Below are 21,610 nucleotides of genomic sequence, written 5' to 3' on the forward strand. Positions count from 1 at the left end.
GACCCAGGGCTCGCTCTCAGCAGATCCGCGGCAATTGCTCGCCCGCGGGCAGATCCACCACCCGGGTGCCGCCGAGGGCGGTGCGCGCGACCACCATGCCCGGATGCTCGGCCACGCAGACGCCGATGATCTCGGCTTTCGCGCCGAGGGGGTGTGCGCGCATGGCGGCGAGGACGCTGTCCGCGTCCTCGGGGGCGACGAAGGCGATCAGTTTGCCCTCGTTGGCCACGTACATGGGGTCCAGGCCGAGCAGGCCGCAGGCGTCGCGGACCGCGGCGGGCACCGGCAGCTTGCGTTCGGTCAGCGATACACCGACCTTCGCGACCCCCGCGATCTCGTTGAGGGTCGCCGCGACTCCTCCCCTGGTCGGATCGCGCAGGACGTGGATATCGGCGCCGGTCGCCAGCATCGCGGCGACCAGGCCGTGCAGCGGTGCGGTGTCACTGCACACGGTCGTACCGAATTCCAGACCTTCCCGGCAGCTCATCACCGCGATGCCGTGCACGCCGATATCGCCGCTGACCAGGACGACGTCACCGGGGCGTGCCCGTTGCGGCCGGATATCGACGCCGTCGTCGATCACGCCGATACCCGCGGTGTTGATGAAGATGCCGTCGCCGTGTCCGGCGTCGACCACTTTGGTGTCGCCGGTGACCAGTGTGACCTCGGCGGCCAGCGCGGCCGTGCCGACGGCCTCGGCGACGTGCGCGATCTCGGCGAGTGCGGTCCCCTCCTCGAGAATGAACGCCGTCGAGAGGACCATCGGCCGCGCGCCGGACATGGCCAGGTCGTTGACCGTCCCGTTGACCGCGAGATCACCGATCGAGCCGCCGGGGAACACCAGCGGTTTGACCACGAAGGAGTCGGTGGAGAACGCCAGGCGCGCCCCGCCGATCGTGACGACCGCCGAATCGCCGAGACCGGCGTCGGCGGCCGCGCCGAAGGCGGGCAGGAACAGATGCTCGATGAGTTCACCGGACATCGCGCCGCCGCCGCCGTGGCCCATCACGATGGTGGGCGAATCACGCAGCGGCATCGGGCAGACCCATCCGTTCATGTCGACGGCGGGTTCCCCGGCGCCCCCCGTCGGCTCCCTACGCATGCGCCACCTCCGCCGGGAGGTCGAGTCGGCGGTAGAGGTAGTACGCCGCGCAGGCGCCCTCGGAGGAGACCATGGTGGCGCCCAGCGGATTTCGCGGTGTGCACTGCTTGCCGAAGGCGGCGCACTCGTGCGGTTTGATCAATCCTTGCAACACTTCGCCGGAGCGGCAGATCGCCGATTCCTCGGTCCGCAGATCATCGACGGAGAACCGCTGTTCGGCGTCGTAGTGCCGGTAGCGCGGGGACAGTCGCCAGCCGCTGCGCGGGATGACGCCGATCCCGCGCCAGGCGCGGTCGGTGACCTCGAAGATGTCGGCGAGCATGGTCTTGGCGGCCGGATTGCCCTCGGCGCGCACCGCGCGTGGATAGGCGTTCTCCACCTCGTGCCTGCCCTGTTCGAGTTGGACCACGGTGCGGCGGATGCCCTCCAGGATGTCGAGCGGTTCGAATCCGGTCACCACCATCGGCACCCGGTACTTCTCCGCCAACGGTGGATATTCGGCGGTGCCCATCACGCTGCACACATGTCCGGCGGCCAGGAAGGCCTGGACGCGACAGGTCGGCGATTCCATGATCGCGGCGATGGCCGGGGGCACCAGCACGTGGGAGACCAGCAGCGAGAAGTTCTCGATGCCCAGTTTCTTCGCCTGGTAGACCGTCATCGCGTTGGCGGGCGCGGTGGTCTCGAATCCGATGCCGAAGAACACCACCTGTCGGTCGGGGTTCTCCTTGGCGACGGTGAGCGCGTCCAGCGGCGAGTAGACGACGCGGACGTCACCGCCTTCGCTCTTGACCCGGAACAGGTCGCGTTCACTGCCCGGGACGCGGAGCATATCGCCGAAGGAGCAGAAGATCACCCCGGGCGTCGCGGCGATCTCGAGCGCTTTGTCGATCACTTCGAGCGGGGTGACACACACCGGGCATCCCGGTCCGTGGATCATCTCGATCTCATCGGGCAGCAGCTGGTCGATGCCGTGGCGGATGATCGAATGGGTCTGTCCGCCACAGACTTCCATGATCGCCCAGCGACGGTTGGTCGCCGCGTGGATCTGGTCCAGCAGATTCTTCGCCAGCTCCGGATCACTGAATTCGTCGAGATACTTCATGACGTCACCTCCGGGTCGTCGTCACGGGATTCCGAATCGGTGGGATCGGGTAGTCCGGCCTGTCTGGCGGCGAGGGCGAACCCGTCGCCGAATTCCTCGTTCAGCACACCGAGATGTTCGAATTCGGCCAGGGTGCGCAGCGCGGACTCCTCGTCCAACCGTTGGATGGCGAACCCGACGTGGACCACCACGTAGTCACCGACGACCGCGTCGGGAATGTATTCCAGGCACACATCCTTGTGCACGCCGCCGAAGTCGACGGTCGACATCAGCGTGCCGTCACGTTCTCGCAGGCTGAGCACTTTCCCCGGAACTGCCAGGCACATCGTTGCCTCCTTCCGCTCAGCCCGCGTTACCCGCGAGCAGTTGACCGAACGAGAGACCGCCGTCGTTGGGCGGCAGCCTCCGATGGGTGATGACGTGAAACCCATGGTCGCGCAGCAGTTTTCTCGCCGTCGACAGCAGCAGCGCGTTCTGGAACACCCCGCCGGTCAGCGCGACGGCGGTGGTCTCGGCGGCGAATTCGGCCGCCAGCTCGAGGATCAATCCGGCCACGGCGGCATGGAAGCGCGCACCGATCACGCCCGCGGGGACGCCGCTGAGCGCGTCGGCCACGACGTCGCCGATCACCGGGGCCGGGTCGATCGCGACGGGGTCGGTCGAGTGATCGATGGTGAAGCGATACCGGCGCGCGCCGGGGTCGACCCCGCGCGAGCGTCCCTCGAGTTCGATCGCCGCCTGTGCCTCGTAGTCGACGCGGTGGCGTACCCCGGCCAGCGAGGACACCGCGTCGAACAGCCTGCCCATACTCGAGGTCGGGACGCAGCCGAGTCCGGTGCCGAATTGGTGGGACAGGATCGCGCGTTCGTCGGCGGGGCAGGCGAGTACCGAGGGAATCGGTTCGGCCCAGTCCAGTCCGGCGGCCCACAGGTGGGCGAGCGCCATCCGGTAGGGGCGGTGCACGCTCGCGTCGCCACCGGCGAGCGGCACGTATTTCAGGTGGGCCAGCCGCCGATAGCCCTTGTATCCGGCCGCGAGCACCTCACCGCCCCAGATGGCGGCGTCGGGCCCGAATCCGGTGCCGTCGAAGGCGATTCCGAGCACGGTGTCCTCGGCTCCGAGGCCGTGTTCGCCCATGACGGCGGCGATATGGGCGTGGTGGTGCTGCACGGTGCGCACCGGTCGGGCGCCCGCGTGTTCGTGTGCCCACCGGGTGGAGCGGTAGCGCGGGTGCGCGTCGGCGATCAGATGCCGCGGTCGCACGCCGGTCAGCGCGCACAGGTGCGCGGTGGCGTCGTCGAAGGCGCGCAGGGTCGCGAGGTCGTCCATATCGCCGATGTGCTGACTGAGCCAGGCGTAGCGGCCGTCGCCGACCGCGCCGGTGTTCTTCAGGTCGGCGCCGACGGCCAGGGTCGGTGGAACCGGCGTCGGCAGGGTCAGCGGCAGCGGGGCGTAGCCGCGGGAGCGACGGACCGGCAGTTCCTCGCCGTCGACGAGTCGGACCACCGAATCGTCGCACGGCACGAGAATCCGCCGGTCGTGCGACAGCCAGGCGTCGGCGAGTCCGGCGAGTCCGGTGCGCGCGTCGCGGTCGTCGTAGCAGATCGGTTCGCCGCCACGATTGCCCGAGGTCATGACCAGGTGCTGGGGGCCCGGTTCGTCGCCGGGCAGTCCGAACAGCAGCAGGTGCAGCGGTGTGTAGGCCAGCAGCACCCCGAGATCGGGTATGCCCGGTGCCACGGTTTCCGCCAGGCTCATGTGGCCGCCGCCGAGCAGTACGATCGGGCGTTGCGGACCCGTGAGCAGGGTCGCGGCGCGGTCGTCGATGTCGGCGACGGCGCGGGCGCGCTCGAGGTCGGGCACCATCACCGCGAACGGTTTGTCGCCGCGGCGTTTGCGGTGACGCAGGCGGGCCACCGCGGCCTCGTCGGTCGCGTCGCAGGCCAGGTGATAGCCGCCGATACCCTTGACGGCGAGGATTCCGCCGTCGCGCAACAGGTTTCGCGCGGCGGTGAGCGGGTCACCCGGACCGGGGCCGTGGTAGCTCAGGTGTGGGCCACAGTCGGGGCAGGCGATGGGCTGGGCGTGGAACCGGCGGTCGGCGGGGTCGTGGTATTCGGTCGCGCAGCGCGGGCACATCGCGAAGTCGGCCATGGAAGTCCGGGCCCGGTCGTAGGGCAGGCTCGCGATGATGGTGAACCGGGGCCCGCAGTTGATGCAGGTGATGAACGGGTGGCGGTAGCGCCGATCGGCCGGGTCGCGCAGTTCGGCGACGCAGTCCGCGCAGATCGCCACGTCCGGCGAGGCCAGGGTGCGGCCACCGTCGTGCCGGGTGGTGTCGGCGATGTGGAAGCCGGTGCCGCCGCGCACCGCGACGCTGTGCTCCTCGACGGATTCGACGACCGCGAGCGGCGGTGGCCGTTCCCGCAGCCGACGCGAGAAGGCCTCGACCGCGGCGGGAGCGCCCTCGACCTCGACGACCACTCCCGAACTGTCGTTGTACACCCGCCCGGCCAGGGCGAACTCGGCCGCGGTGGTGTAGACGAAGGGCCGGAATCCCACGCCCTGCACCACGCCGCGGACCAGCAGTCGCCTGCGCAGGCGCGCCGCTGTCACGGCCGCTCTCCTCGTCCGAGCAGCCGGAGCCCGTCCATCGCCTCGGCCGCGCCCGCCTCGTCGGTCTTCTCCACCGCGAAACCCATGTGGATGATCACCCAGTCGCCCGGTCGGGCCGGATCGTCCTCCAGCAGACCGATATTGACCTTGCGGCGCTCACCGGAGACGTCGACGAGGCCGATCTGTCCGTGGTAGCCGTCGGGGATATCCACGACCCGGCCGGGAATGCCGAGGCACATGCTCACGCCTCCGGTCGGGTCGTGAGCGGTTGCGCCGCGATGAGGTCGGTGAGCACCTCGCCCACCGCGTCGAGGGCGGGTGTCACCGCGGCGGCGACGGGTTCGGACAGTCCGATACCCTCGGCCACCGTGGCGATCCGGCAGCCGACGACGATCGTCGGAGGCAACGTGCCCCCCAGTGCGCGGACTCCGGCGAACACCGCGGCCGGATCCATCGCGTGCGCGTCGAGCCCCGTCGGACCGGTGGTGTCGGGATCGGCGGCGAACACCTCCAGCCGTCCCGGCTGATCGCGTCGCGGGAGCGCGTCGACGAGTACCAGTGCCTGCCACGGATCGAGCAGGTCGTAGGCCAGGTGCATACCTCGGATGCCGTAGTCGACGACGCGCACGGCTTCGTCCGGATGGTGCGGCAGTCGCCGCACCACTTCCGGTCCGAATCCGTCGTCGCCGAGGAAGATGTTGCCGATCCCGGCGACGAGTATCCGCGCCGCCATCTCACATCCGGCGTATCTTCATGTACCGCTTGACATCCGGTATCGAACGCACGCCGAGCAGCACGCCGAATACCGCTCCGGCGGCGACCAGGGCGAGCGCGATGACTCCCACCGTCTCCATGACGGACCTACCTTTCCTCTGTCGGGCCGTCGAGCGGCTCGATCTCGTCGGGCGCGAAGTAGAGATAGCGGCCGTACCATTCGTGCAGTTCGGCGGCGGGGTCGTCCTCGACGACCACGCCGATATGGGCGTCACCGTCGACGTCCTCGTGCACCGTCACCACCCGTGCGGCCCGGCCGTCGTAGAACAGGTCGTGCGCGTCGGCGCGTCGCGACGGACGCAGCCGCACCCGGCTGCCCTTGCGCACCATGACCCCGGCCACGACCACCGCGTCGGATTCGGGCCGCACGGCGGTGTCGGCGAGCGGATCCCACCAGTCCACGCCCGGCGGGATCTCGGGCACCAGGCCCGGCGGTCGCGGCAGGTGCGGGTCGCGCAGGACGCCGTGCAGTCGCGCCATGGCGTCGGGGGTCATCGCGTCGCAGCGGTCGATGACGGCGGCGGCGTGCGGATCGGTCGCGCGGGCCTGGGCCTTCTCCTCGTCGGTCATCGTCATCACGCGCAGGGTCAGGATCTCGTCGATCTCGGTCGAATCGAACAGCGGCCCCTCGCTCTGTTCGGCGATCTCGGGGTGGTCGTAGAGGATGATCGGTGAGAAAAGCATCAGCCGGTGTTCGCCCGGCGGTCCGGCGAGCACCGGGAAACATCGGTGCCGAGCGCACTCCGCCGCGGCCCGCTGGGCGTGCGGTGGGGGTTCGAGCAGCGAGTGGAATCGGCCGTCGGCGACTTCGGCGATGATGTGCGCGCCGATCATGGATCGGGCGATGGCGTCGTCGCGGTCGGAGGCGGGCGCGCCGGTATTGGCGAGCGCGAGGTTCGCGCGCAGGAGTCCGTCGACGGGTTCGACCGACAGTGTCAGTTCGCCGGTCAACGCACACCTGGTGCGCACCACCTGTCCCGCCGGGGTGCCGTCGGTGTGGGTGAGCGGTTCGGTGTCGACGCCGCCGGGGATGTCGAACGGTGTCGTCGTCGCGGTCAGCGGCACCGGGCCGATGACGACCTCGCGTTCGACGGCCTCGTCCCAGCTGATCCAGCTCTGCTCGCCTACCGTCAGTTCCGGTACCGGGTTCGCGTCGGCGTCCCGCACCTGCCGCCGCTGCAATTGCAGGAACCGGACGGTCAGGGTGAGCGTGGCGTCGGCGCTCGCCTCGAGCGGGCATTGCGCGCCGAGCCCGGCGTCCTCCCCGAATCCGGCGTCGGCGGCGCCCGGCGGTCCGAGTACACCGAACTGCCAGCGCGACTGGTTCTTGCGCGAGTTCGCGCGGTAGGGGTAGAGCAGATAGCCCTCGTACAGCACCGCGTCGGCCACCGCGCGAGCCCTGGCCCGCGCCGCCGCCGTCTCCGCGAGTTCGCGCGTCACGGCGCATCCTGTGCCGGATCGGACACTTCGGTGAGCAGGCGATCGATCGCGCTGTCGAAATCGATCAGGCCGTGACCGGATTTGTAGGCGGCCAGTGCCGCGATGGTGGCGTGGTTCAGCCGCAGCCAGCCCGCGTCGGGAAAATTCGCGGCGACCAGATCGCGCCACACCGACACCGGCATCGCATACCGGTCCTCGCGGTCCCAGGGAATCTGTTGCACGGCGAAACCGCTGGTCCCCCTGATGAACACGGTTCCGCTGAACAGGAAGACCAGGGGAACGACGCCTTCGCGCAACGCGTGCAGGTATTTCGACGCGCTCACCTCGAAGTCGTAGGTGCACGGCAACGGCAGATCCACCTCGGCGCCGCCGCTGAAGCCGGGAACCGTGGTGGCGCAATGCATCCAGAGGAACGAGCGTTGGGTGTCACGCCAGCGTTCCCTCGGTCCGAACAGGTCGGTCAGGCCCGCGCCCTCCTCGTCGGTGTAGGGCCTGCGGTGCGGTTCGATCCGCACCTGGGCGCGGAGCACGAGGGCGTGGACCGGTTCGTCGCCGATGGCGGCGATCCCGATCCGCGCCGACAGTGTCGGGGTCACCGCGTAGGGCTGCGGGGCCATGCCGAGCACCGCGAAGGTCGTCGCGTACGCCGGACTCACGCCGCACCGCCGGGGCGGGCTCGGGCGGAGATCTCGGTGAAGAATTCGTCGAGGTAGCGGTGTACGTCCTGGCCGCCGTCGAATCCGCGCCACAGCATCCGCATCCGTCCGACGAATTCGTAGCAGGTGTCGATCGGCAGCAGCACGCACGCGGCGTGCGCGGTGCCGCGCGCCGGTACCCGGATCATCAGCGCTTCGACGTCGGGCACGATCACGTCGAGTTCGGGGTGCGCGGCGAGCAGGTCGCGCCAACTCTGTAGCGACAGTTCCGATTCGGTGGCTCCCGCGGGCCCGGGATAGAAGGCCACGGTGCGACCCAACGCGGAGTTGACGAAGAAGAAGGCCAGGCCGACGGGAATGTCGAGCGCGTCCCACTCGGCCTGGGCGATCGTGAAATCCGGGAACGACAGGTAGCGGTCGGGCACGGCGCGATACCGCAGTGCCGCGGCGCTGTCGGTGAACAGCAGATAGCAGCCGCGACATACGCACATCAACTGTCGCCCTTCGACATTCACGACGTGCTGGTGCCGGTCGCCGAGGGGATCGGCGCACATCTCGCACCGTTCGCCCGCGCGCGGGGCCGGGGTGCGGTCGGCGGCGATCCGGCGCAGCACGCGCAGCGGCGAGGTCATCCGCTCACCCCCGCCGGGACCGCGACGGCGGGCGCGCCGTCGCGGATCAGGACGGGCAGCGGGTCGAGATGGCCGTCGCCGTCGACACACGCGCCCGCGCGCACCACGTCGTAGTGCGCGTGACAGATCGGGCAGCGCAGCACGGCCTCACCGACGGCGAATCCCATCCTGCGGTGCAGCGCCGCGCCCGCCAGCGAGTTGTCGCACGCGGGGCAGTGATCGCGGTAGACGTACAGTTCGTCACCGACCCGGCAGGCCAGCACCCGCTGTCCGGCGACCGCGAACCCGCCGACCTCGCCCGGGCCGATGGCGCCGAGTTCGGGCACCGTGACCCAGCTCCCGCCCTGATGCGGAGGGTGATCGGTTCCGGCGCGCACGTGGGAGAACAGCGAATCGGCGGAGATCACGCCGGACTCGGATTCCGGTGCGGCGGCGACCACATCGATCGACTCGATCTCCGGCGCGGCGGCGCGCACCGCCTCCTCCACCGCGAGTTCCAGGGTCACCGACGAGGACGGGCAGGTCTTGCAGCTGCCCGTCAGCTCCAGGCTGACCACTCCGTCCACCACCCCGAGCAGGGTGACGTCGCCGCCGTGCGAGCCGAGGTAGGGCCGCACACTGTCCAGCGCCGTGGCGACCCTGGTGTGGACGTCGTGCGGGTGCAGGCCGTGCACGAGCAGCAGGCTCGCCACCAGATCGTCGCGCAGCAGCCGCTCGATCGCGGCGGCGTCCAGCAATGCCAGCACCCGGCCCAGTCCGGCCCCGTACAGGTCCGACACCTCGCGGACCAACTGTTCGGCCCGTTCGCGCGCCATCGCGCCGCCCGCCGAACTCGCGTCGAGCAGGGTTTCGATCCGTTCGCCGGCCCCCCGCCAGTGGCCCTCCTCGTTCCGTGCGCCTTCCTCGATCGCCGCCCCGTCCCGGTCCCACGGACGAACCTCCATCGGCCTACTCCGTGGTCGTGATCTGGGTCGGTGAGTGCAGCATGTCGAGCGACTTTCCCGCGCCGAGATACATGTGCACGCCGCACGGCAGGCATGGATCGAAGCTGCGCACGGTGCGCATGATGTCGATGCCTTTGAAATGTTCGCGATCGTTCTCCTCGAAGATCGGCTGGCCCTGCACGGCGTCCTCGTAGGGTCCCGGAGTGCCGAAGCTGTCGCGCGGATTGGCGTTCCACGGCGTCGGCGGATAGGGGTGATAGTTGGCGATCTTGCCGTCTCTGATCACCATGTGATGCGACAGCACCCCGCGCACCGCCTCGGTGAATCCGCAGCCGATCCCTTCGTCGGGCACCTCGAAGCTCTCCCACGTCTTGGTGCGTCCGGCGCGGATCTCCACGAGGGCCTTCTCCGCGAAATGCAGCGCGCACGCGGCGGCATAGGCCTGGAAATAGGTTCTGGCGCGGTCACGTTCGATGGTGTTGCTGCCGTATTCGGGAATCTTCCACTCGAACGACACCGGACCTTTCAACGCGGTCTTGGGCAGGTTGATCTGCACACTGCGCCCGGTGGATTTCACGTAGCCGATATCGACGAGACCCGCCAGCGCCGTCGACCACAGCCGCGCCAGTGGACCGCCGCCGGTGTCCAACGCCAGATGATCCTTGCCGTCGAACCAGCGCGGCGACATCACCCAGCTGTACTTGTCGTCCATATCGCGTTTCTGCGGCTTGGGATTGGTGTGCTGATTCCAGGGGTGACGGCGATCGACCGGATTGCCGAGCGGATCGGTGGTGACGAACATTTCCTGGTCGGTCCAGTCGTCGTAATACGAACTGCCGAGCAGGATCCGGATCCCGAGGTTGATATCGAGCAGCGAAGTGGTGATCAGTCGTCCGTCGACGACGATGCCGGGAGTCACGAACATCTTGCGACCCCAGTCCTCCATGTCCTTGTAGGCGAAATTGCACACTTCCGGATCCTGGAACGAACCCCAGCAGCCCAGCAGCGTCCGGCGCAGCCCGACCTGTTCGTAGCCGGGGATCGCCTCGTAGAAGAAGTCGAATAGGTCGTCGTGCATGGGCACGACCTTCTTCATGAATTCGACGTAGCGCATGAGTCTGGTCATGTAGTCGGTCATCAACTGGATCGTGGCGACCGTGCCCACACCGCCCGGATACAGCGTCGACGGATGCACATGCCTGCCCTCCATCAGGCAGAACATCTCGCGGGTGTACCGGCTGACCTGTAGCGCTTCGCGATAGAACTCGCCGGTGAACGGGTTGAGGGCGCGCATGATGTCGGCGACCGTGCGGTATCCGTGGGCGTCGGAATGCGGCGCGAGGGTTTTCTCCGCGCGGGCCAGCACCGCCGGGTTGGTCTCGGAGACCATCTTCTCGCAGAAATCCACGCCGACCAGGTTCTCCTGGAAGATGTTGTGGTCGAACATGTATTCGGCGGCCTCGCCCAGGTTGACGATCCACTCGCCCAGATGCGGCGGTTTCACCCCGTAGGCCATGTTCTGGCAATAGCACGAGCATGTCGCGTGGTTGTCACCGCAGATCCCGCAGATGCGGCTGGTGATGAAATGCGCGTCGCGCGGGTCCTTGCCCTTCATGAAGATCGAGTAGCCGCGGAAGATCGAGGACGTGCTGTGACACTCGACGACTTCGCGGTTCTCGAAATCGATTTTCGTGTAGATGCCGAGGCTGCCGACGATTCGCGTGATCGGATCCCAGGCCATCTCCACGAGAGCATCGGGGTCGATCTTCTTGTGCGACGGCTCGGGAATGATGGCTGTCATCGAAGAATCTCCTACCAGGTCCGGGTGGCGCCGGTTTCCAATCGCTCGCCCTTGTGCCGCCAGCGCGGCTCTTTGTCGACCGTGCGGCCGGTGATGTGACGCAGGCTGCGGATCACCGATCCGTAGAGCCCGGAGGCGGTGGACGACAGTTTCCCGCCCGGCGGCTCGTCCATGAACGGCATGAACTTGTCCGGGAATCCGGGCATCGTGCACCCGATGCAGATTCCGCCCACATTCGGGCAGCCGCCGACGCCGTTGATCCAACCGCGTTTGGGTACATTGCATTTCACGACCGGGCCCCAGCAGCCCAGTTTCACGATGCATTTCGGTGAACCGTATTCGGTCGCGAAATCGCCTTCTTCGTAGTAGCCCGCGCGATCACAACCCTCGTGGACCGTCGCGCCGAAAAGCCATTTCGGGCGCAGCGCTTCGTCGAGCGGGATCATCGGAGCCTGGCCGGTGGCCATGTACAGCAGGTAGGTCAGGGTTTCCGACAAATTGTCCGGGTGAATCGGGCAGCCCGGCACGCACACGATGGGAATTCCGGCCTTGCTCTTCCATTCCCAGCCGAGATAGTCCGGAACGCCCATCGCGCCGGTGGGGTTGCCCGCCATGGCGTGGATGCCGCCGTAGGTGGCGCAGGTGCCGACCGCGACGACCGCGGTCGCCTTGGGCGCGAGCCGGTCGAGCCATTCGCTGGTCGTCATCGGCTGGCCGGTCGCCGGATCGTTGCCGAAACCGCACCAGTAGCCGTCCTCGTGTAATTTCTCGTTCGGAATCGATCCCTCGACGACCAGGACGAACGGTTCGAGTTCGCCACGATCGGCTTTGAAGAACCAGCCGAGGAAATCGTCGGCTCCTCCGGACGGGCCGCATTCGAAATCTATGAGCGGCCAATGTACGGCGACCTTGGGCAGGCCGGGGAGCGCGCCGAGCGCGATCTCCTCGACACTGGGCTGGGTGGCGGCCGTCAACGCCACCGAATCACCGTCGCAACTGAGGCCCGCGTTGATCCAGAGAACATGGATCAGGGTCTCCTCGGCCTGTACTGCTTCCTGTGTGGGCATGGGCTGTGCCGCTTTCCGATCAATCGAACATTCGACCGGTTCTCCCCCGACCCGGAGCACCGGGCATCGAATGTGATCCTGATCACGTAAGTTTAGGTCTGCACCGAAAGATCATCAATAGCTCGACGCTTGCCGGACAGCTGTTTGGCGCGCAGCCAGTCGTACCAGCGTTCGAGTCCGTCGCCCCTGGTCGCCGAAATCGGAATGATCTCGATCCCCGGATTCACCGAATTCGCGTACTCCGCGCATCGCACCGGATCGAAATCCACGTGGGGCAGCAGATCGATCTTGTTGAGCAGCACCAATCGCGCCGCCGCGAACATGTGCGGATACTTCAGCGGTTTATCGGTCCCCTCGGTCACCGAGATCACCACGACCTTGCCGCTCTCACCGAGGTCGAACAGCGCGGGACAGACGAGATTGCCGACATTCTCGATGAACAGCAGCGTCTCCGGTTCGGGATCGAGCGCGTCGAGCGCGCCGGCGATCATCTGCGCGTCGAGGTGGCACCCGGCGCCGGTGTTGACCTGCACGACCGGTCTGCCCGTCGCCCGGATCCGCTCGGCGTCGAGCAGAGTCGCCTGATCGCCCTCGATGACCGCCGTCGGCCAGCCGGGCAGATCGAGAATGGTGCGTTCGAGCAACGTGGTCTTCCCTGCGCCCGGCGAACTGGTCATATTCAGCGCGAGAATGCCCAGGCGCGCCAGCCTGCGGCGGTTGCGCGCGGCGAGTTCGTCGTTCTTGGCGAGCACCTTCTGTTCCAGCGTCACGGTTTCGGTCACCGGAAGGTGCACGTGATCGTGCGAATCATGGTGATCGTGCGAATGGCCGTGCCCGCCGTCGGGATCGTGGCGGTGCTCGTGCGGGACGGTGATCACCGCTGCCGCGTCGTCGCCGCATCCACAGGTTGCGCACATGTCGACTCCACTTCCATCGAGGTGATCCGAAGTTCGTGACCGGACCGCACCTCGACATCCGCGCCACCGCAGGCGCGGCACAGCAATATCGGATAGGTCAGTTCGAATTCCGCGCCGCAACCACGGCACCGGGCCGCCCCGGCGACCTCGACGATCTCGAGATCCGCGCCTTCGGCGACGGTGCCTTCGGCGGCGAGTTCGAAACAGAAACGCATCGCGTCCGGCACCACCGCGCACAACGCGCCGACCGTGACGGTGACACCGTGCACCCGCCTGCCCGCCGCGTGCTCGCACACCGCGTCGATGACACTCTGTGTGATGGCCATTTCGTGCATCACGGTCCCGGTTCATCGTGGGCGACCCCGAATATGAGGCTACTCCCGAGCAACCCACTGCGAGACGACTTCGGGGACGGCCACCGGACTTCGTCACCGGCCGAGCTTTACCCGCCCGGTAATCGACAACACGGGCGGGCGAGGATGATCATCGGCGCAACGAAAGGATCCACCGGATGACCACGACGACGCGTTACGCCTTCGACACCGACACCGCGAGCACCCCGGTCGGCGAACACGAATACGCCATCGACCTGTCCCGGCGCTGGACCACGATGGCGGGCACCGCCAACGGCGGATACCTGCTCGCCACCTGCCTGCAGGCGCTGCGCCGCGAGATCCCCCAGCCCGATCTGCTGTCCGCGTCCGCGCACTACCTGCGCCCGGGTGTGACCGGCCCGGCCCGCATCCGGACCGAGGTCGCGCGCATCGGTCGCCGCACCGCGACCGGAACGGCGGTGCTCACCCGCGAGGACCGCGAGATCGTCCGCGTGCTCGCCACCTTCACCGATCTCGCCCAGGCCGAGGGGCGCACCTTCGAATCCGGGAAAGCGCCGGTTCTGCCGCCGCCGGAACGCTGCGTGAACCCGCTGGAGAGCGCGGACTGGTCGGCCTCGACCATCGCGGGTCAGATCGAATTCCGCACTCCCGAAGTGCCGGGATTCTTCCGCGGCGCACCCGGCGGCACCACCTCCACCGAATTCTGGCTGCGGTTCGCCGATGGCAGGCAACCCGATCCCGTCGCACTGGCTCTGCTCGTCGACTCCACCGCGCCGGTCGTGTTCGATCTCGGTGTGTCCGGCAGTTCGACCATCGAGCTCACCGTGCACATCCGGCGGCGGCCCGCACCGGGGTGGCTGGCCTGCCGGGTGCGCACCAACCACCTGATCAACGGGTTCCACGAGGAGGACTTCGACATCTGGGACAGCACGGGAGCGCTCGTGGCCCAGTCACGTCAGCTGGCGATCATCCCGGCCGATTCGTGATCGACCCGCAGGACGGTCACGGGGGTGATCGGCGCGGATGACCTCGGCAGCGGTGGATCGCGCGGGTGATCGCCGACATCACCGCCGCCCTCGACCATCCGAACAGCGACGGCGGTGTGCGACCGCCGCCCCGCTGACTCGACATCGTGTCGAGCGCCCGCTGCACCCGTAACTCCACAGCCGGTGGCGGCGCGACGACATCGAGAACCGTCATCACCGCCACCGCCTCCCGCGTGCCGCGCAGGACGGCGCTGAACGCCGCGACGGTCGCGGCATCGGCGGTGTGCAGTCGCCGCTCGATACGACGGCGTTCGCGTTCGGTGGCCGCGTCGATCGCGTACGGCACGGCCGATTCGAGCAGCTCCGGAAGGGACCGCCCGGACGCTGTCACCGGGCGTCACTTCCCGCCAGACACAGTTCGAGCCGTTTGAGTCCGTCCCTGATACGGGTTTTCACCGTCGGCAGCGGCACGTCGAGATAGTCGGCGACCTCCCGGTAACTGCGGTCGCTGTAGAAGGCCAGGGCGATGGCCTCGCGCTGTTTGCTCGTCAGATCGGCCAGCGATTCCACGACCGACTGCTCGTCGAAATGCTGTAGGACCACCTCCGCGACCATGTCGTGGTCGCGCCCCCGGTGAATATGTCCGTAGGTCGCCTCCCTGCCACGGGCCGACTCGTCGGCGCGGACGCGATCGACGGCCCTGCGGTGGGTCAGCATGATCAACCAGCCGATCGGACTCGACAGGCCGGCGTCGTAGCGATCGGCCAGCATCCACACCTGGAGATACACCTCCTGCGCGATCTCCTCGGCGATCGAGCCGTTGCGCAGGATCCGGACGGCCACACCGAACACCCGCGGACTCGTCGCCTCGTACAGTTCGGTGAACGCGGCGCGGTCGCCGTTCCCCACTGACCCGAGCAGTTCGGCCAAGTGGCGATCGCGCGCCCGCGTTTCCCCGGAAATCGCGCCGCCTCGCTCCGCGCTGATCACCGGCGGCGGTGCGAAGCCGGACTCCCGGGCGCGATCACGGTCGGCCGGTCGTTCGAGCAGGGCGCTACCCACGGCGACCACCGCCCAGCGGCCCACACGTGCCCGGCCGTGGCGAGACGCACTCCGGATATCGCCCGCCGAGCCGCTCGTCCGGCGAAATCCGCCGCGGGGCCGTAGGCAGTTCTCCCGAATGTCGTCTCACCGTCATCGCTTTTCACGCCTCCGTCGACGCGACCGGGCAGGCCGCGGTGTGCATGGACGGATCGGAATTCGCCCCGGCAGCGGCACCGGATTGGTGGGGTGGCCGGGAAATCGGCTCACCCACCGATCCGGCGCCGACTACGGCGATCGCCGGGTCAGCGGTTGATCCAGCGCTGCATCTGCTCGGGGTAGCGCTCCCCTTCGATCTCGACCTCCCCGGCCGCCGCGGTGATCTCGGCCATGTCGTCGGCGCCCAGCTCGATATCGGCGGCGGCGGCGTTCTCGAGCAGGCGGGCGATCTTCGTGGTGCCGGGGATGGGCACGATCGAGGGATTCCGGGCGAGCAGCCACGCCAGCGCGATCTGGGCATTGGTGGCGCCCTTGCGGGCGGCGATCCCCGACAGCGACTCGACCAGGACCGCGTTGGCCGCGCGGGCCTGTTCGGTGAACCGTGGCAGGCTACCCCGCAGGTCGGAACCGGCGAAGGAGGTCTTCGCATCGATCGTGCCGGTGAGGAAACCTTCGCCGCGCGGACTGAAGGGCACGAAACCGATACCCAGTTCGATCAAGGTCGGCAGGATCTGTTCCTCCGGCTCGCGCCACCACAGCGAATACTTGCTCTGCAAGGCCGTGACCGGCTGCACGGCATGGGCGCGGCGGATGACGTCCACGCCCGCCTCCGACAGACCGAAATACTTCACCTTGCCCGCGGCGACGAGGTCGGCCACCGTACCCGTAATGGTCACCATGGACACAACCGCGGCGATACCCGAACGCCGCGGTGCTGCGTGGAACGTGCGCCGCCGAGGGCGGATCGTCGCGACTCACCAGGCGCACCGCCCCAGGGCCGCCGCGGTCGGCGCCACCGCCCTTGGCGCGGCCCTCACTGGCTGCTCCACCACGGAGTCCACGCCGACGTCGAGCGCCGTGCCCAGGCCACGGGCGGCGGCAAAATCCTCGTCGCCTACTTCTCCCGACCCGGTGAGAACTACCACTACGGCGGCCTCCGGAATCTCGACATCGGCAACACCGAGGTACTCACCGCAATGATCCGCGACCGCGTCACGGCCGACGTCCACCGGATAATTCCCGCCGACCCCTACCCCGCGTCCTACGACGCCACCGTCGTACGCAACCGCGCCGAACAGGAATCCGGCTCACTGCCCGCGCTCGCCACTTTCACCCCGACATCACCGGGTACGACACGGTGCTGCTCGGCAGTCCGGTGTGGAACAGCCGCGCACCCCGGATCATGTCGACATTCATCGACGGCCTCGACGTCACCGGCAAGACGGTCCTGACCTTCGTCACCTACGCGGTCAGCGGCATGTCCGGCATCGATGACTTCTACCGCCGTGTCCTCACCACCGCGACCGTCGCCACCGGACTCGCCGTGCGCGGCGAGGAAGTGCACGAGGCGGGCGGCGACGTCGACCGATGGTTGCGCGAAAACGATCTCGCCACCCGATAGCCAAGAGTGCCGCCGCGTAGTTCGGTCACCGACGGCACAGACTTCGAAGGACTCAGCTGGGCGGGTCGGGTATGTGCGAAGTCGCGGGTCGGATGATGTCAGCTGTTGTCCGTCTCGGGTTCCGGTGGCTGGTCGTGATCGTGTTGCAGCGCGGTGTTGATTCGTTGGGCCTCGGCGAGTTGGTCTTCGAGGATGATGATCCGGCAGGCCGCGTCCAGGGCTGTGCCCTGATCGACGAGTTCGCGGACGCGTGCGGCGATGCGCAGTTGGTAACGCGAGTAGCGGCGATGCCCGCCCTCGGAGCGGTGCGGGGTCAACAGTTTCGCGGTGTCGAGCGCGCGAAGGAAGGCTTGGGTGACGCCGAGCGCGGATGCGGCGGCGCCCATGCTGTAGGAGGGGTAGTCCTCGTCGTCGAGGTTGCCGATGTGGTTTTCGGGTTGTGCTTGTTCCATGTACACCTGTCCGGGGAAACGGGTATCGGCCCCCGGCGCGTGGTGCGCCGGGGGCCGGAGGGGGATTTACTTCACCAGCCGTATCCGATGATCGGCGTGGTGCTTTCGCATCCCAGGAAGAACAAGACGCGAGGGGTATAGCGGCGTGACTGTCGATCACCTCCTTTCGATCCGGCGTGTGCGGAGCCCTCCTGCCCCGGTAGGGGGTGGTATCGGGCACCGCTTCTGTCACTTCCTGCACCCTCCCGGTGTGGAGCTGCCGTGCCTCGGGAAGGGGTGTTGCTGTACTTCATCTCATTCCGGGAAGTTCATTCTCTACCCGGCCTATGGGACTTTCTTTCTCTGTGATGGACACGAAGGTATAGCAATACGTCACGGATGTCTACACTCACCGGTGAAGATTTTCTGGCCCGGTTCGTGCCTCCTCGGGCGAGCGCACGACTGGTGTCGGCTCTCGTGCGGATCCGCCGAGTTGTGGTGGCCATCGCGAGTCGGGCAGCCGCCGCGGACTCGGCCGGACGGAGGCAGGTCGCGATCCTGGAAGCTCGGTTCCAAGGTGGCCGACTTCGGGGTCGCCTGAGCCGATTGATTCCGCCGTGGCAGATCAGGACGTGGTGCGCGGCCGATTGGTCGCGTCACGTGCGGCCTCGGCGCACGGCAGGGCGCCGGTGGCATTGCCGACGACGTCCCGGTCGGCGAAGAAGTCATATGCGCAGAGGTCGAGGAAGACGTAGCGGGCGATGTCGGGGCGCAATGCCGCTCGACGGTGGCGCCGTCGAGAATCGGCGCGTGCGAGGAACGGGACTACCCGCCGTAGAGACGAATGGAGTCCTGGGTCGGGTCGACGGTGGGCACCGTGTAGCTCGACGAACTTCCGTCGAGGTGGGTTTCCTCGATGTAGTAGGCGGGTTCGGCGGGCAGACGGCGCCACCGGGCGCGCGGATCGTCGACCTGCTCTCGATGACTGTTCGACATGATTCCCCCTTCCGAATCGTGTCACCACATGCTAGCGCGAAGGCAGCCTGATCGAGGGATGTGTTGCCGCACAATCCAAGTCGGACCGGATGGCCTGTCGCGCCCGGCCGCGGTGCGCTCGACTGTCGCGGTGTCATGTGCGGTCGCGGCGGCTGCGTCCGCCTCAGTTCGTTTATGGAAGCGACGGTCGGCGGGATAGCGGATGCTGACGGGATGAGAACGAGAGTCGAGGGATGGTCCCGCGAGTGGTCCGATCCGAGCGGGACGTCGCGGGTGTCCGGCATCGGGGCGGTGGAACGGACATGCTGAGGGTCGCGATACTGGTCGTGGCCGCCGTGTTCTTCGCCGGTATGGGCGTCTACGGCTTGGTGGCCCCCGCTCGGTTGGTGGCTCCGTTCCTGCTGCGGGCCGAAACTTCGGAGGGCAGGTCGGAGGTGCGCGCCGTCTACGGCGGCTTCGGGATAGCCGTCGCCGGGATGCTGGGGTGGGCCTCGGTCGCCGGTCCCGGCGGGGTGAGCACGGGGGTGGTCGTGACGGTGGGGGTGGCGCTGGGCGGGATGGCCTTCGGACGGATCGTGTCGCGGATCGTCGACCCCGCGACGCCGTTCTATCCGGTCGGCCTGTATCTGCTGGTCGAAGCCGTGGGCGCGGCCGGGCTGCTGGCGGTCGCATGAGCCATCATGGAGATATGGGCACCGGTGCGAACCATCGGACCGCGGCGATCTGGCTGTGGCCCGAATTCGCCGCCTACCTGGGTCCGTCCCTTCACCTCGACGCGCACGCCACCGCGGTGAACTGCTACGCCCTGGGCGTCGACTCCCCCTTCGACCTCTTCGTCGACGATAGGCACCGACGAGTGCGCAGCGCACTGATCCCGGCCCGCACCGCGCACCGTGTCATCGCGGGCACCGGCCGCATGCTGTTCTTCTATCATTTCTCCGCTGACCGGCCCGCGCATCCGGACGAGGCCGCCGTACTCGCACACCTGACCGGCACCCCCGACCCGCGCTCACTGTGCCGTCTGATACTCGGCGACCACCCCGCGGTGCCACGGGATCCCCGCATCGCGCGCGCGGTCGAAATGCTCACCCGCGCGCCGGAAGCCGCCAACAGCGCCGCCGAGATCGCGGCAGCCCTGCATCTTTCACGCTCCTACTTCCTGCACCTGTTCACCGTCCATACCGGAACCAGTTTCCGCCGTTACCGCCTCTGGGCCCGACTTATCCGTGCCGGACGATCATTGGCGGAAGGACACGAACTCACCCGAGCCGCCGCCGACGCCGGATTCGCCTCCCCGAGCCACTTCAGCGACACCTTCCACGCCCTGTTCGGTCTCACCGCCACCGCCCTTCTGACCACGGACCCCCGGATAGTCGTCCCCGACGACCTCGCCGACCCACGAACCGGACTACCGGCGATCTCGTCGAATTGACCAGTCGACCGGGAGTCGCGCGGTGTCGGTCACGGAGCAGGTCCGTCGATGACCTCGGTGTCGGTGCGTATCCCGATGCGGGATACGCACCCGAGGCTCAGAACATGCCGTGCGGTATCTGCTCGGGGTCGGGAACAGCCTGAACGACGTCCCAATGCTCGACCATCTTGCCCTCGACCATCCGAAAGATATCGACGACCGCCGTACCTCGTGGTTCGCCCGGCACCGTCATCCGATAGTGCACGACCACGTATTCCTCGTCGGCGATGATCCGCGCCAACTCCAGCCCGGCCGAGGCGAACGGCGACTCGGCGATGAATTCTATGAAAGCCTCCTTGCCGGAAGGATTTCCGGGGCTGTGTTCGACGAAATCGTCGTGCAGCAGAGTGCGCAGGACATCGAAATTGCCCGCGGCGACTTCCGCGAAGCCACGCCGGGCGAGTTCCTTGTTGTACGCGGCCAGATCATGAGCCGCGAGATCGTTGTTCGTCATGGCAACGAGCCTGGCGGACCGAGCACGACCCCGTCGATTACCCGGCACGTAATGGCGGACCCGACGACAGCGTCGCGATACTGGACCGATGGACGCGGATCGACCGGTAGGCGAACTACTGCGAGAATGGCGACACCGTCGCAAGCTCAGTCAACTGGACCTGGCGATCGCCGCCGACGTCTCCTCGCGCCACATCAGCTTCGTCGAGACCGGACGCACGACACCCAGCCGGACCATGGTCCTGCACCTGGCCGAGCACTTGAACGTGCCTCTACGCGAACGCAATCGACTGCTCATCGCAGCGGGACACGCGCCGCAATTCCACCGCCGCGACTGGTCCGACCCGAAACTGCGACCCGCCCGCGAAGCCGTCCAACGTGTCCTGCACCTACACGAGCCGTTTCCCGCGCTCGCGGTGGACCGGCGCTGGAACCTGGTGCAGGCCAACGACTGCGTACACGTCTTCTTCGACGAAGTCGACCCGGCCCTCCTACAACCCCCCATCAACATGATGCGACTGGGCCTACACCCCCGAGGATTCGCCCACCGACTGCGCAACCTGGACCAGATACGCGCGATCCTGCTACCGCGCCTGGCCCGCCAGGTGACAGCCAGCGGCGATCCGGAACTGACCACTCTCTACGAGGAACTCCTGACCTACACCGCGCCCATCACCGACACCGACCCGGCCGAGATCGTGCTACCGATCCGACTCGTCCACCGCGGTGTCGAACTGACATTGTTCAGCACGGTGACCACCTTCGGCACCGCCCACGACATCACCCTGTCCGAAATCGCCGTGGAGGCGTACTTTCCGGGTAACGCCGAGACCACGAACTACCTGCACGAGTTGGCCGGTAGCACCGGGCCCGGCCGTTGACGACTACGCGGAGAGCTGCGCTACCCGATAGCGCCCTGCCACGAGCAACGGTCGCACGACGACGCCATGGCATCGTCTGTCGCGATCCGGCCACAGGTACCGGGAGAAGTAGCTCAGCGCTGCACTTCTCGTTCTCCGCATCGCGCGCTGCCCGGCGCACTCCTTCGGGCGCCGAACAGCGCGGATCCCGCTGCGATGCCGACGGCACGGGGTCGCCCGATCCTGTGCCGTCGGTGCCGGCTTGCGTTATCGCAGTTGGTTTTTCATTACTTTGCCGGTGGCGTTCAACGGCAGGGTGTCGAGGAATTGTATCGAGCGGGGGACTTTGAAGCCTGCCATGC

The 21,610-nt window shown here is 67.7% G+C and carries 28 protein-coding genes; 5 read left to right on the forward strand and 23 right to left on the reverse strand.

Going from position 1 to position 21,610, the window contains the following annotated elements; genetic code table 11:
- Window positions 1-16 precede the first annotated feature (16 nt).
- The 15 genes from hypE to hypA all read right to left on the reverse strand — a co-directional run bounded on the left by hypE (window position 17) and on the right by hypA (window position 13,389).
- The gene (gene hypE / locus DAT37_RS11705; RefSeq protein ID WP_109524764.1) at window positions 17-1,102 is read right to left on the reverse strand and encodes a hydrogenase expression/formation protein HypE; all 1,086 of its coding nucleotides are present in this window, start codon (window positions 1,100-1,102) and stop codon (window positions 17-19) included.
- Window positions 1,095-2,207 carry a hydrogenase formation protein HypD gene (gene hypD / locus DAT37_RS11710; RefSeq protein WP_109524765.1) on the reverse strand — a complete coding sequence of 371 codons (1,113 nt, stop codon included), beginning with the start codon at window positions 2,205-2,207 and terminating at the stop codon, window positions 1,095-1,097. The genes hypE and hypD overlap by 8 nt, the downstream gene beginning before the upstream one ends.
- Window positions 2,204-2,533 (reverse strand): HypC/HybG/HupF family hydrogenase formation chaperone, encoded by a 330-nt coding sequence (locus DAT37_RS11715; protein ID WP_109524766.1) that lies wholly within the window; start codon window positions 2,531-2,533, stop codon window positions 2,204-2,206. Before DAT37_RS11715 ends, hypD begins: the two co-directional genes overlap by 4 nt.
- A 16-nt stretch (window positions 2,534-2,549) precedes the next feature.
- Complete coding sequence (hypF, locus tag DAT37_RS11720; RefSeq protein WP_109524767.1) at window positions 2,550-4,823, reverse strand: carbamoyltransferase HypF; 2,274 nt, start codon at window positions 4,821-4,823, stop codon at window positions 2,550-2,552.
- On the reverse strand, window positions 4,820-5,062 hold the full coding sequence (locus DAT37_RS11725) for a HypC/HybG/HupF family hydrogenase formation chaperone (RefSeq protein WP_109524768.1): 243 nt from the start codon (window positions 5,060-5,062) through the stop codon (window positions 4,820-4,822). Before DAT37_RS11725 ends, hypF begins: the two co-directional genes overlap by 4 nt.
- A gap of 2 nt (window positions 5,063-5,064) precedes the next feature.
- Window positions 5,065-5,556, reverse strand: coding sequence for a hydrogenase maturation protease (locus DAT37_RS11730; RefSeq protein WP_109524769.1), 492 nt, complete (start codon window positions 5,554-5,556; stop codon window positions 5,065-5,067).
- 1 nt (window position 5,557) lies between these two features.
- A complete protein-coding gene (locus DAT37_RS46380) occupies window positions 5,558-5,677 on the reverse strand; it encodes a DUF6893 family small protein (protein ID WP_408637393.1) in 120 nt (39 codons plus the stop codon).
- Between the two features lie 7 nt (window positions 5,678-5,684).
- Window positions 5,685-7,037, reverse strand: a complete 1,353-nt coding sequence (locus tag DAT37_RS11735; protein ID WP_109524770.1) for a hypothetical protein — start codon at window positions 7,035-7,037, stop codon at window positions 5,685-5,687.
- Window positions 7,034-7,693 (reverse strand): DUF6084 family protein, encoded by a 660-nt coding sequence (locus DAT37_RS11740; protein WP_269814749.1) that lies wholly within the window; start codon window positions 7,691-7,693, stop codon window positions 7,034-7,036. The genes DAT37_RS11735 and DAT37_RS11740 overlap by 4 nt, the downstream gene beginning before the upstream one ends.
- Window positions 7,690-8,325, reverse strand: a complete 636-nt coding sequence (locus DAT37_RS11745; protein ID WP_109524771.1) for a DUF5947 family protein — start codon at window positions 8,323-8,325, stop codon at window positions 7,690-7,692. Before DAT37_RS11745 ends, DAT37_RS11740 begins: the two co-directional genes overlap by 4 nt.
- Window positions 8,322-9,269: a NifU family protein gene (locus tag DAT37_RS11750; protein WP_109524772.1), complete on the reverse strand. Its 948-nt coding sequence runs from the start codon at window positions 9,267-9,269 to the stop codon at window positions 8,322-8,324. The genes DAT37_RS11745 and DAT37_RS11750 overlap by 4 nt, the downstream gene beginning before the upstream one ends.
- A 4-nt stretch (window positions 9,270-9,273) precedes the next feature.
- On the reverse strand, window positions 9,274-11,070 hold the full coding sequence (locus DAT37_RS11755; RefSeq protein ID WP_109524773.1) for a nickel-dependent hydrogenase large subunit: 1,797 nt from the start codon (window positions 11,068-11,070) through the stop codon (window positions 9,274-9,276).
- Window positions 11,071-11,081: 11 nt separating this feature from the next.
- A complete protein-coding gene (locus DAT37_RS11760; protein ID WP_109524774.1) occupies window positions 11,082-12,137 on the reverse strand; it encodes an NADH-quinone oxidoreductase subunit B family protein in 1,056 nt (351 codons plus the stop codon).
- Between the two features lie 92 nt (window positions 12,138-12,229).
- Window positions 12,230-13,054: a hydrogenase nickel incorporation protein HypB gene (hypB, locus tag DAT37_RS11765; RefSeq protein WP_109524775.1), complete on the reverse strand. Its 825-nt coding sequence runs from the start codon at window positions 13,052-13,054 to the stop codon at window positions 12,230-12,232.
- Window positions 13,012-13,389, reverse strand: a complete 378-nt coding sequence (gene hypA / locus DAT37_RS11770) for a hydrogenase maturation nickel metallochaperone HypA (RefSeq protein ID WP_109524776.1) — start codon at window positions 13,387-13,389, stop codon at window positions 13,012-13,014. Before hypA ends, hypB begins: the two co-directional genes overlap by 43 nt.
- Before the next feature lie 176 nt (window positions 13,390-13,565).
- On the opposite strand from hypA, the gene DAT37_RS11775 reads away from it, so the two are divergent.
- A complete protein-coding gene (locus DAT37_RS11775) occupies window positions 13,566-14,375 on the forward strand; it encodes a thioesterase family protein (protein ID WP_109524777.1) in 810 nt (269 codons plus the stop codon).
- Window positions 14,376-14,391: 16 nt separating this feature from the next.
- Here DAT37_RS11775 and DAT37_RS11780 read toward each other — a convergent pair whose 3' ends face one another.
- The 4 genes from DAT37_RS11780 to DAT37_RS44865 all read right to left on the reverse strand — a co-directional run bounded on the left by DAT37_RS11780 (window position 14,392) and on the right by DAT37_RS44865 (window position 16,645).
- On the reverse strand, window positions 14,392-14,766 hold the full coding sequence (locus DAT37_RS11780) for an RskA family anti-sigma factor (RefSeq protein ID WP_109524778.1): 375 nt from the start codon (window positions 14,764-14,766) through the stop codon (window positions 14,392-14,394).
- A complete protein-coding gene (locus tag DAT37_RS11785; RefSeq protein WP_232839689.1) occupies window positions 14,763-15,437 on the reverse strand; it encodes a sigma-70 family RNA polymerase sigma factor in 675 nt (224 codons plus the stop codon). The genes DAT37_RS11780 and DAT37_RS11785 overlap by 4 nt, the downstream gene beginning before the upstream one ends.
- Window positions 15,438-15,721: 284 nt before the next feature.
- The gene (locus tag DAT37_RS11790) at window positions 15,722-16,315 is read right to left on the reverse strand and encodes an aldo/keto reductase (protein ID WP_109524779.1); all 594 of its coding nucleotides are present in this window, start codon (window positions 16,313-16,315) and stop codon (window positions 15,722-15,724) included.
- A gap of 75 nt (window positions 16,316-16,390) precedes the next feature.
- On the reverse strand, window positions 16,391-16,645 hold the full coding sequence (locus tag DAT37_RS44865; protein ID WP_198654193.1) for a hypothetical protein: 255 nt from the start codon (window positions 16,643-16,645) through the stop codon (window positions 16,391-16,393).
- A gap of 128 nt (window positions 16,646-16,773) precedes the next feature.
- Here DAT37_RS44865 and DAT37_RS44870 point away from each other — a divergent pair, with 128 nt between their 5' ends.
- Window positions 16,774-17,037: a flavodoxin gene (locus tag DAT37_RS44870; protein ID WP_198654194.1), complete on the forward strand. Its 264-nt coding sequence runs from the start codon at window positions 16,774-16,776 to the stop codon at window positions 17,035-17,037.
- Between the two features lie 98 nt (window positions 17,038-17,135).
- Here the strand turns inward: DAT37_RS44870 and DAT37_RS11800 are convergent, their stop codons facing one another.
- From DAT37_RS11800 to DAT37_RS44050, 3 genes are all read right to left on the reverse strand, one after another.
- Window positions 17,136-17,489, reverse strand: a complete 354-nt coding sequence (locus tag DAT37_RS11800) for a helix-turn-helix domain-containing protein (protein ID WP_109524780.1) — start codon at window positions 17,487-17,489, stop codon at window positions 17,136-17,138.
- A gap of 604 nt (window positions 17,490-18,093) precedes the next feature.
- Window positions 18,094-18,243: a hypothetical protein gene (locus tag DAT37_RS44045; protein ID WP_157978421.1), complete on the reverse strand. Its 150-nt coding sequence runs from the start codon at window positions 18,241-18,243 to the stop codon at window positions 18,094-18,096.
- Between the two features lie 50 nt (window positions 18,244-18,293).
- Window positions 18,294-18,464: a hypothetical protein gene (locus DAT37_RS44050; protein WP_157978422.1), complete on the reverse strand. Its 171-nt coding sequence runs from the start codon at window positions 18,462-18,464 to the stop codon at window positions 18,294-18,296.
- A gap of 302 nt (window positions 18,465-18,766) precedes the next feature.
- On the opposite strand from DAT37_RS44050, the gene DAT37_RS11805 reads away from it, so the two are divergent.
- Together DAT37_RS11805 and DAT37_RS11810 are read left to right on the forward strand one after the other, a co-directional pair.
- Entirely contained in the window at window positions 18,767-19,138 is a 372-nt protein-coding gene (locus DAT37_RS11805; RefSeq protein ID WP_408637394.1) for a DUF4345 family protein, read from the forward strand.
- Between the two features lie 14 nt (window positions 19,139-19,152).
- Window positions 19,153-19,896, forward strand: a complete 744-nt coding sequence (locus DAT37_RS11810) for a helix-turn-helix transcriptional regulator (RefSeq protein WP_232839690.1) — start codon at window positions 19,153-19,155, stop codon at window positions 19,894-19,896.
- Window positions 19,897-19,993: 97 nt separating this feature from the next.
- Here DAT37_RS11810 and DAT37_RS11815 read toward each other — a convergent pair whose 3' ends face one another.
- Window positions 19,994-20,389: a nuclear transport factor 2 family protein gene (locus DAT37_RS11815; protein ID WP_109524781.1), complete on the reverse strand. Its 396-nt coding sequence runs from the start codon at window positions 20,387-20,389 to the stop codon at window positions 19,994-19,996.
- A gap of 88 nt (window positions 20,390-20,477) precedes the next feature.
- Here DAT37_RS11815 and DAT37_RS11820 point away from each other — a divergent pair, with 88 nt between their 5' ends.
- The gene (locus DAT37_RS11820; RefSeq protein WP_109524782.1) at window positions 20,478-21,269 is read left to right on the forward strand and encodes a helix-turn-helix domain-containing protein; all 792 of its coding nucleotides are present in this window, start codon (window positions 20,478-20,480) and stop codon (window positions 21,267-21,269) included.
- Window positions 21,270-21,610: the final 341 nt, after the last annotated feature.

Source organism: Nocardia aurea, from assembly GCF_003123685.1.
GTDB lineage: Bacteria > Actinomycetota > Actinomycetes > Mycobacteriales > Mycobacteriaceae > Nocardia > Nocardia aurea.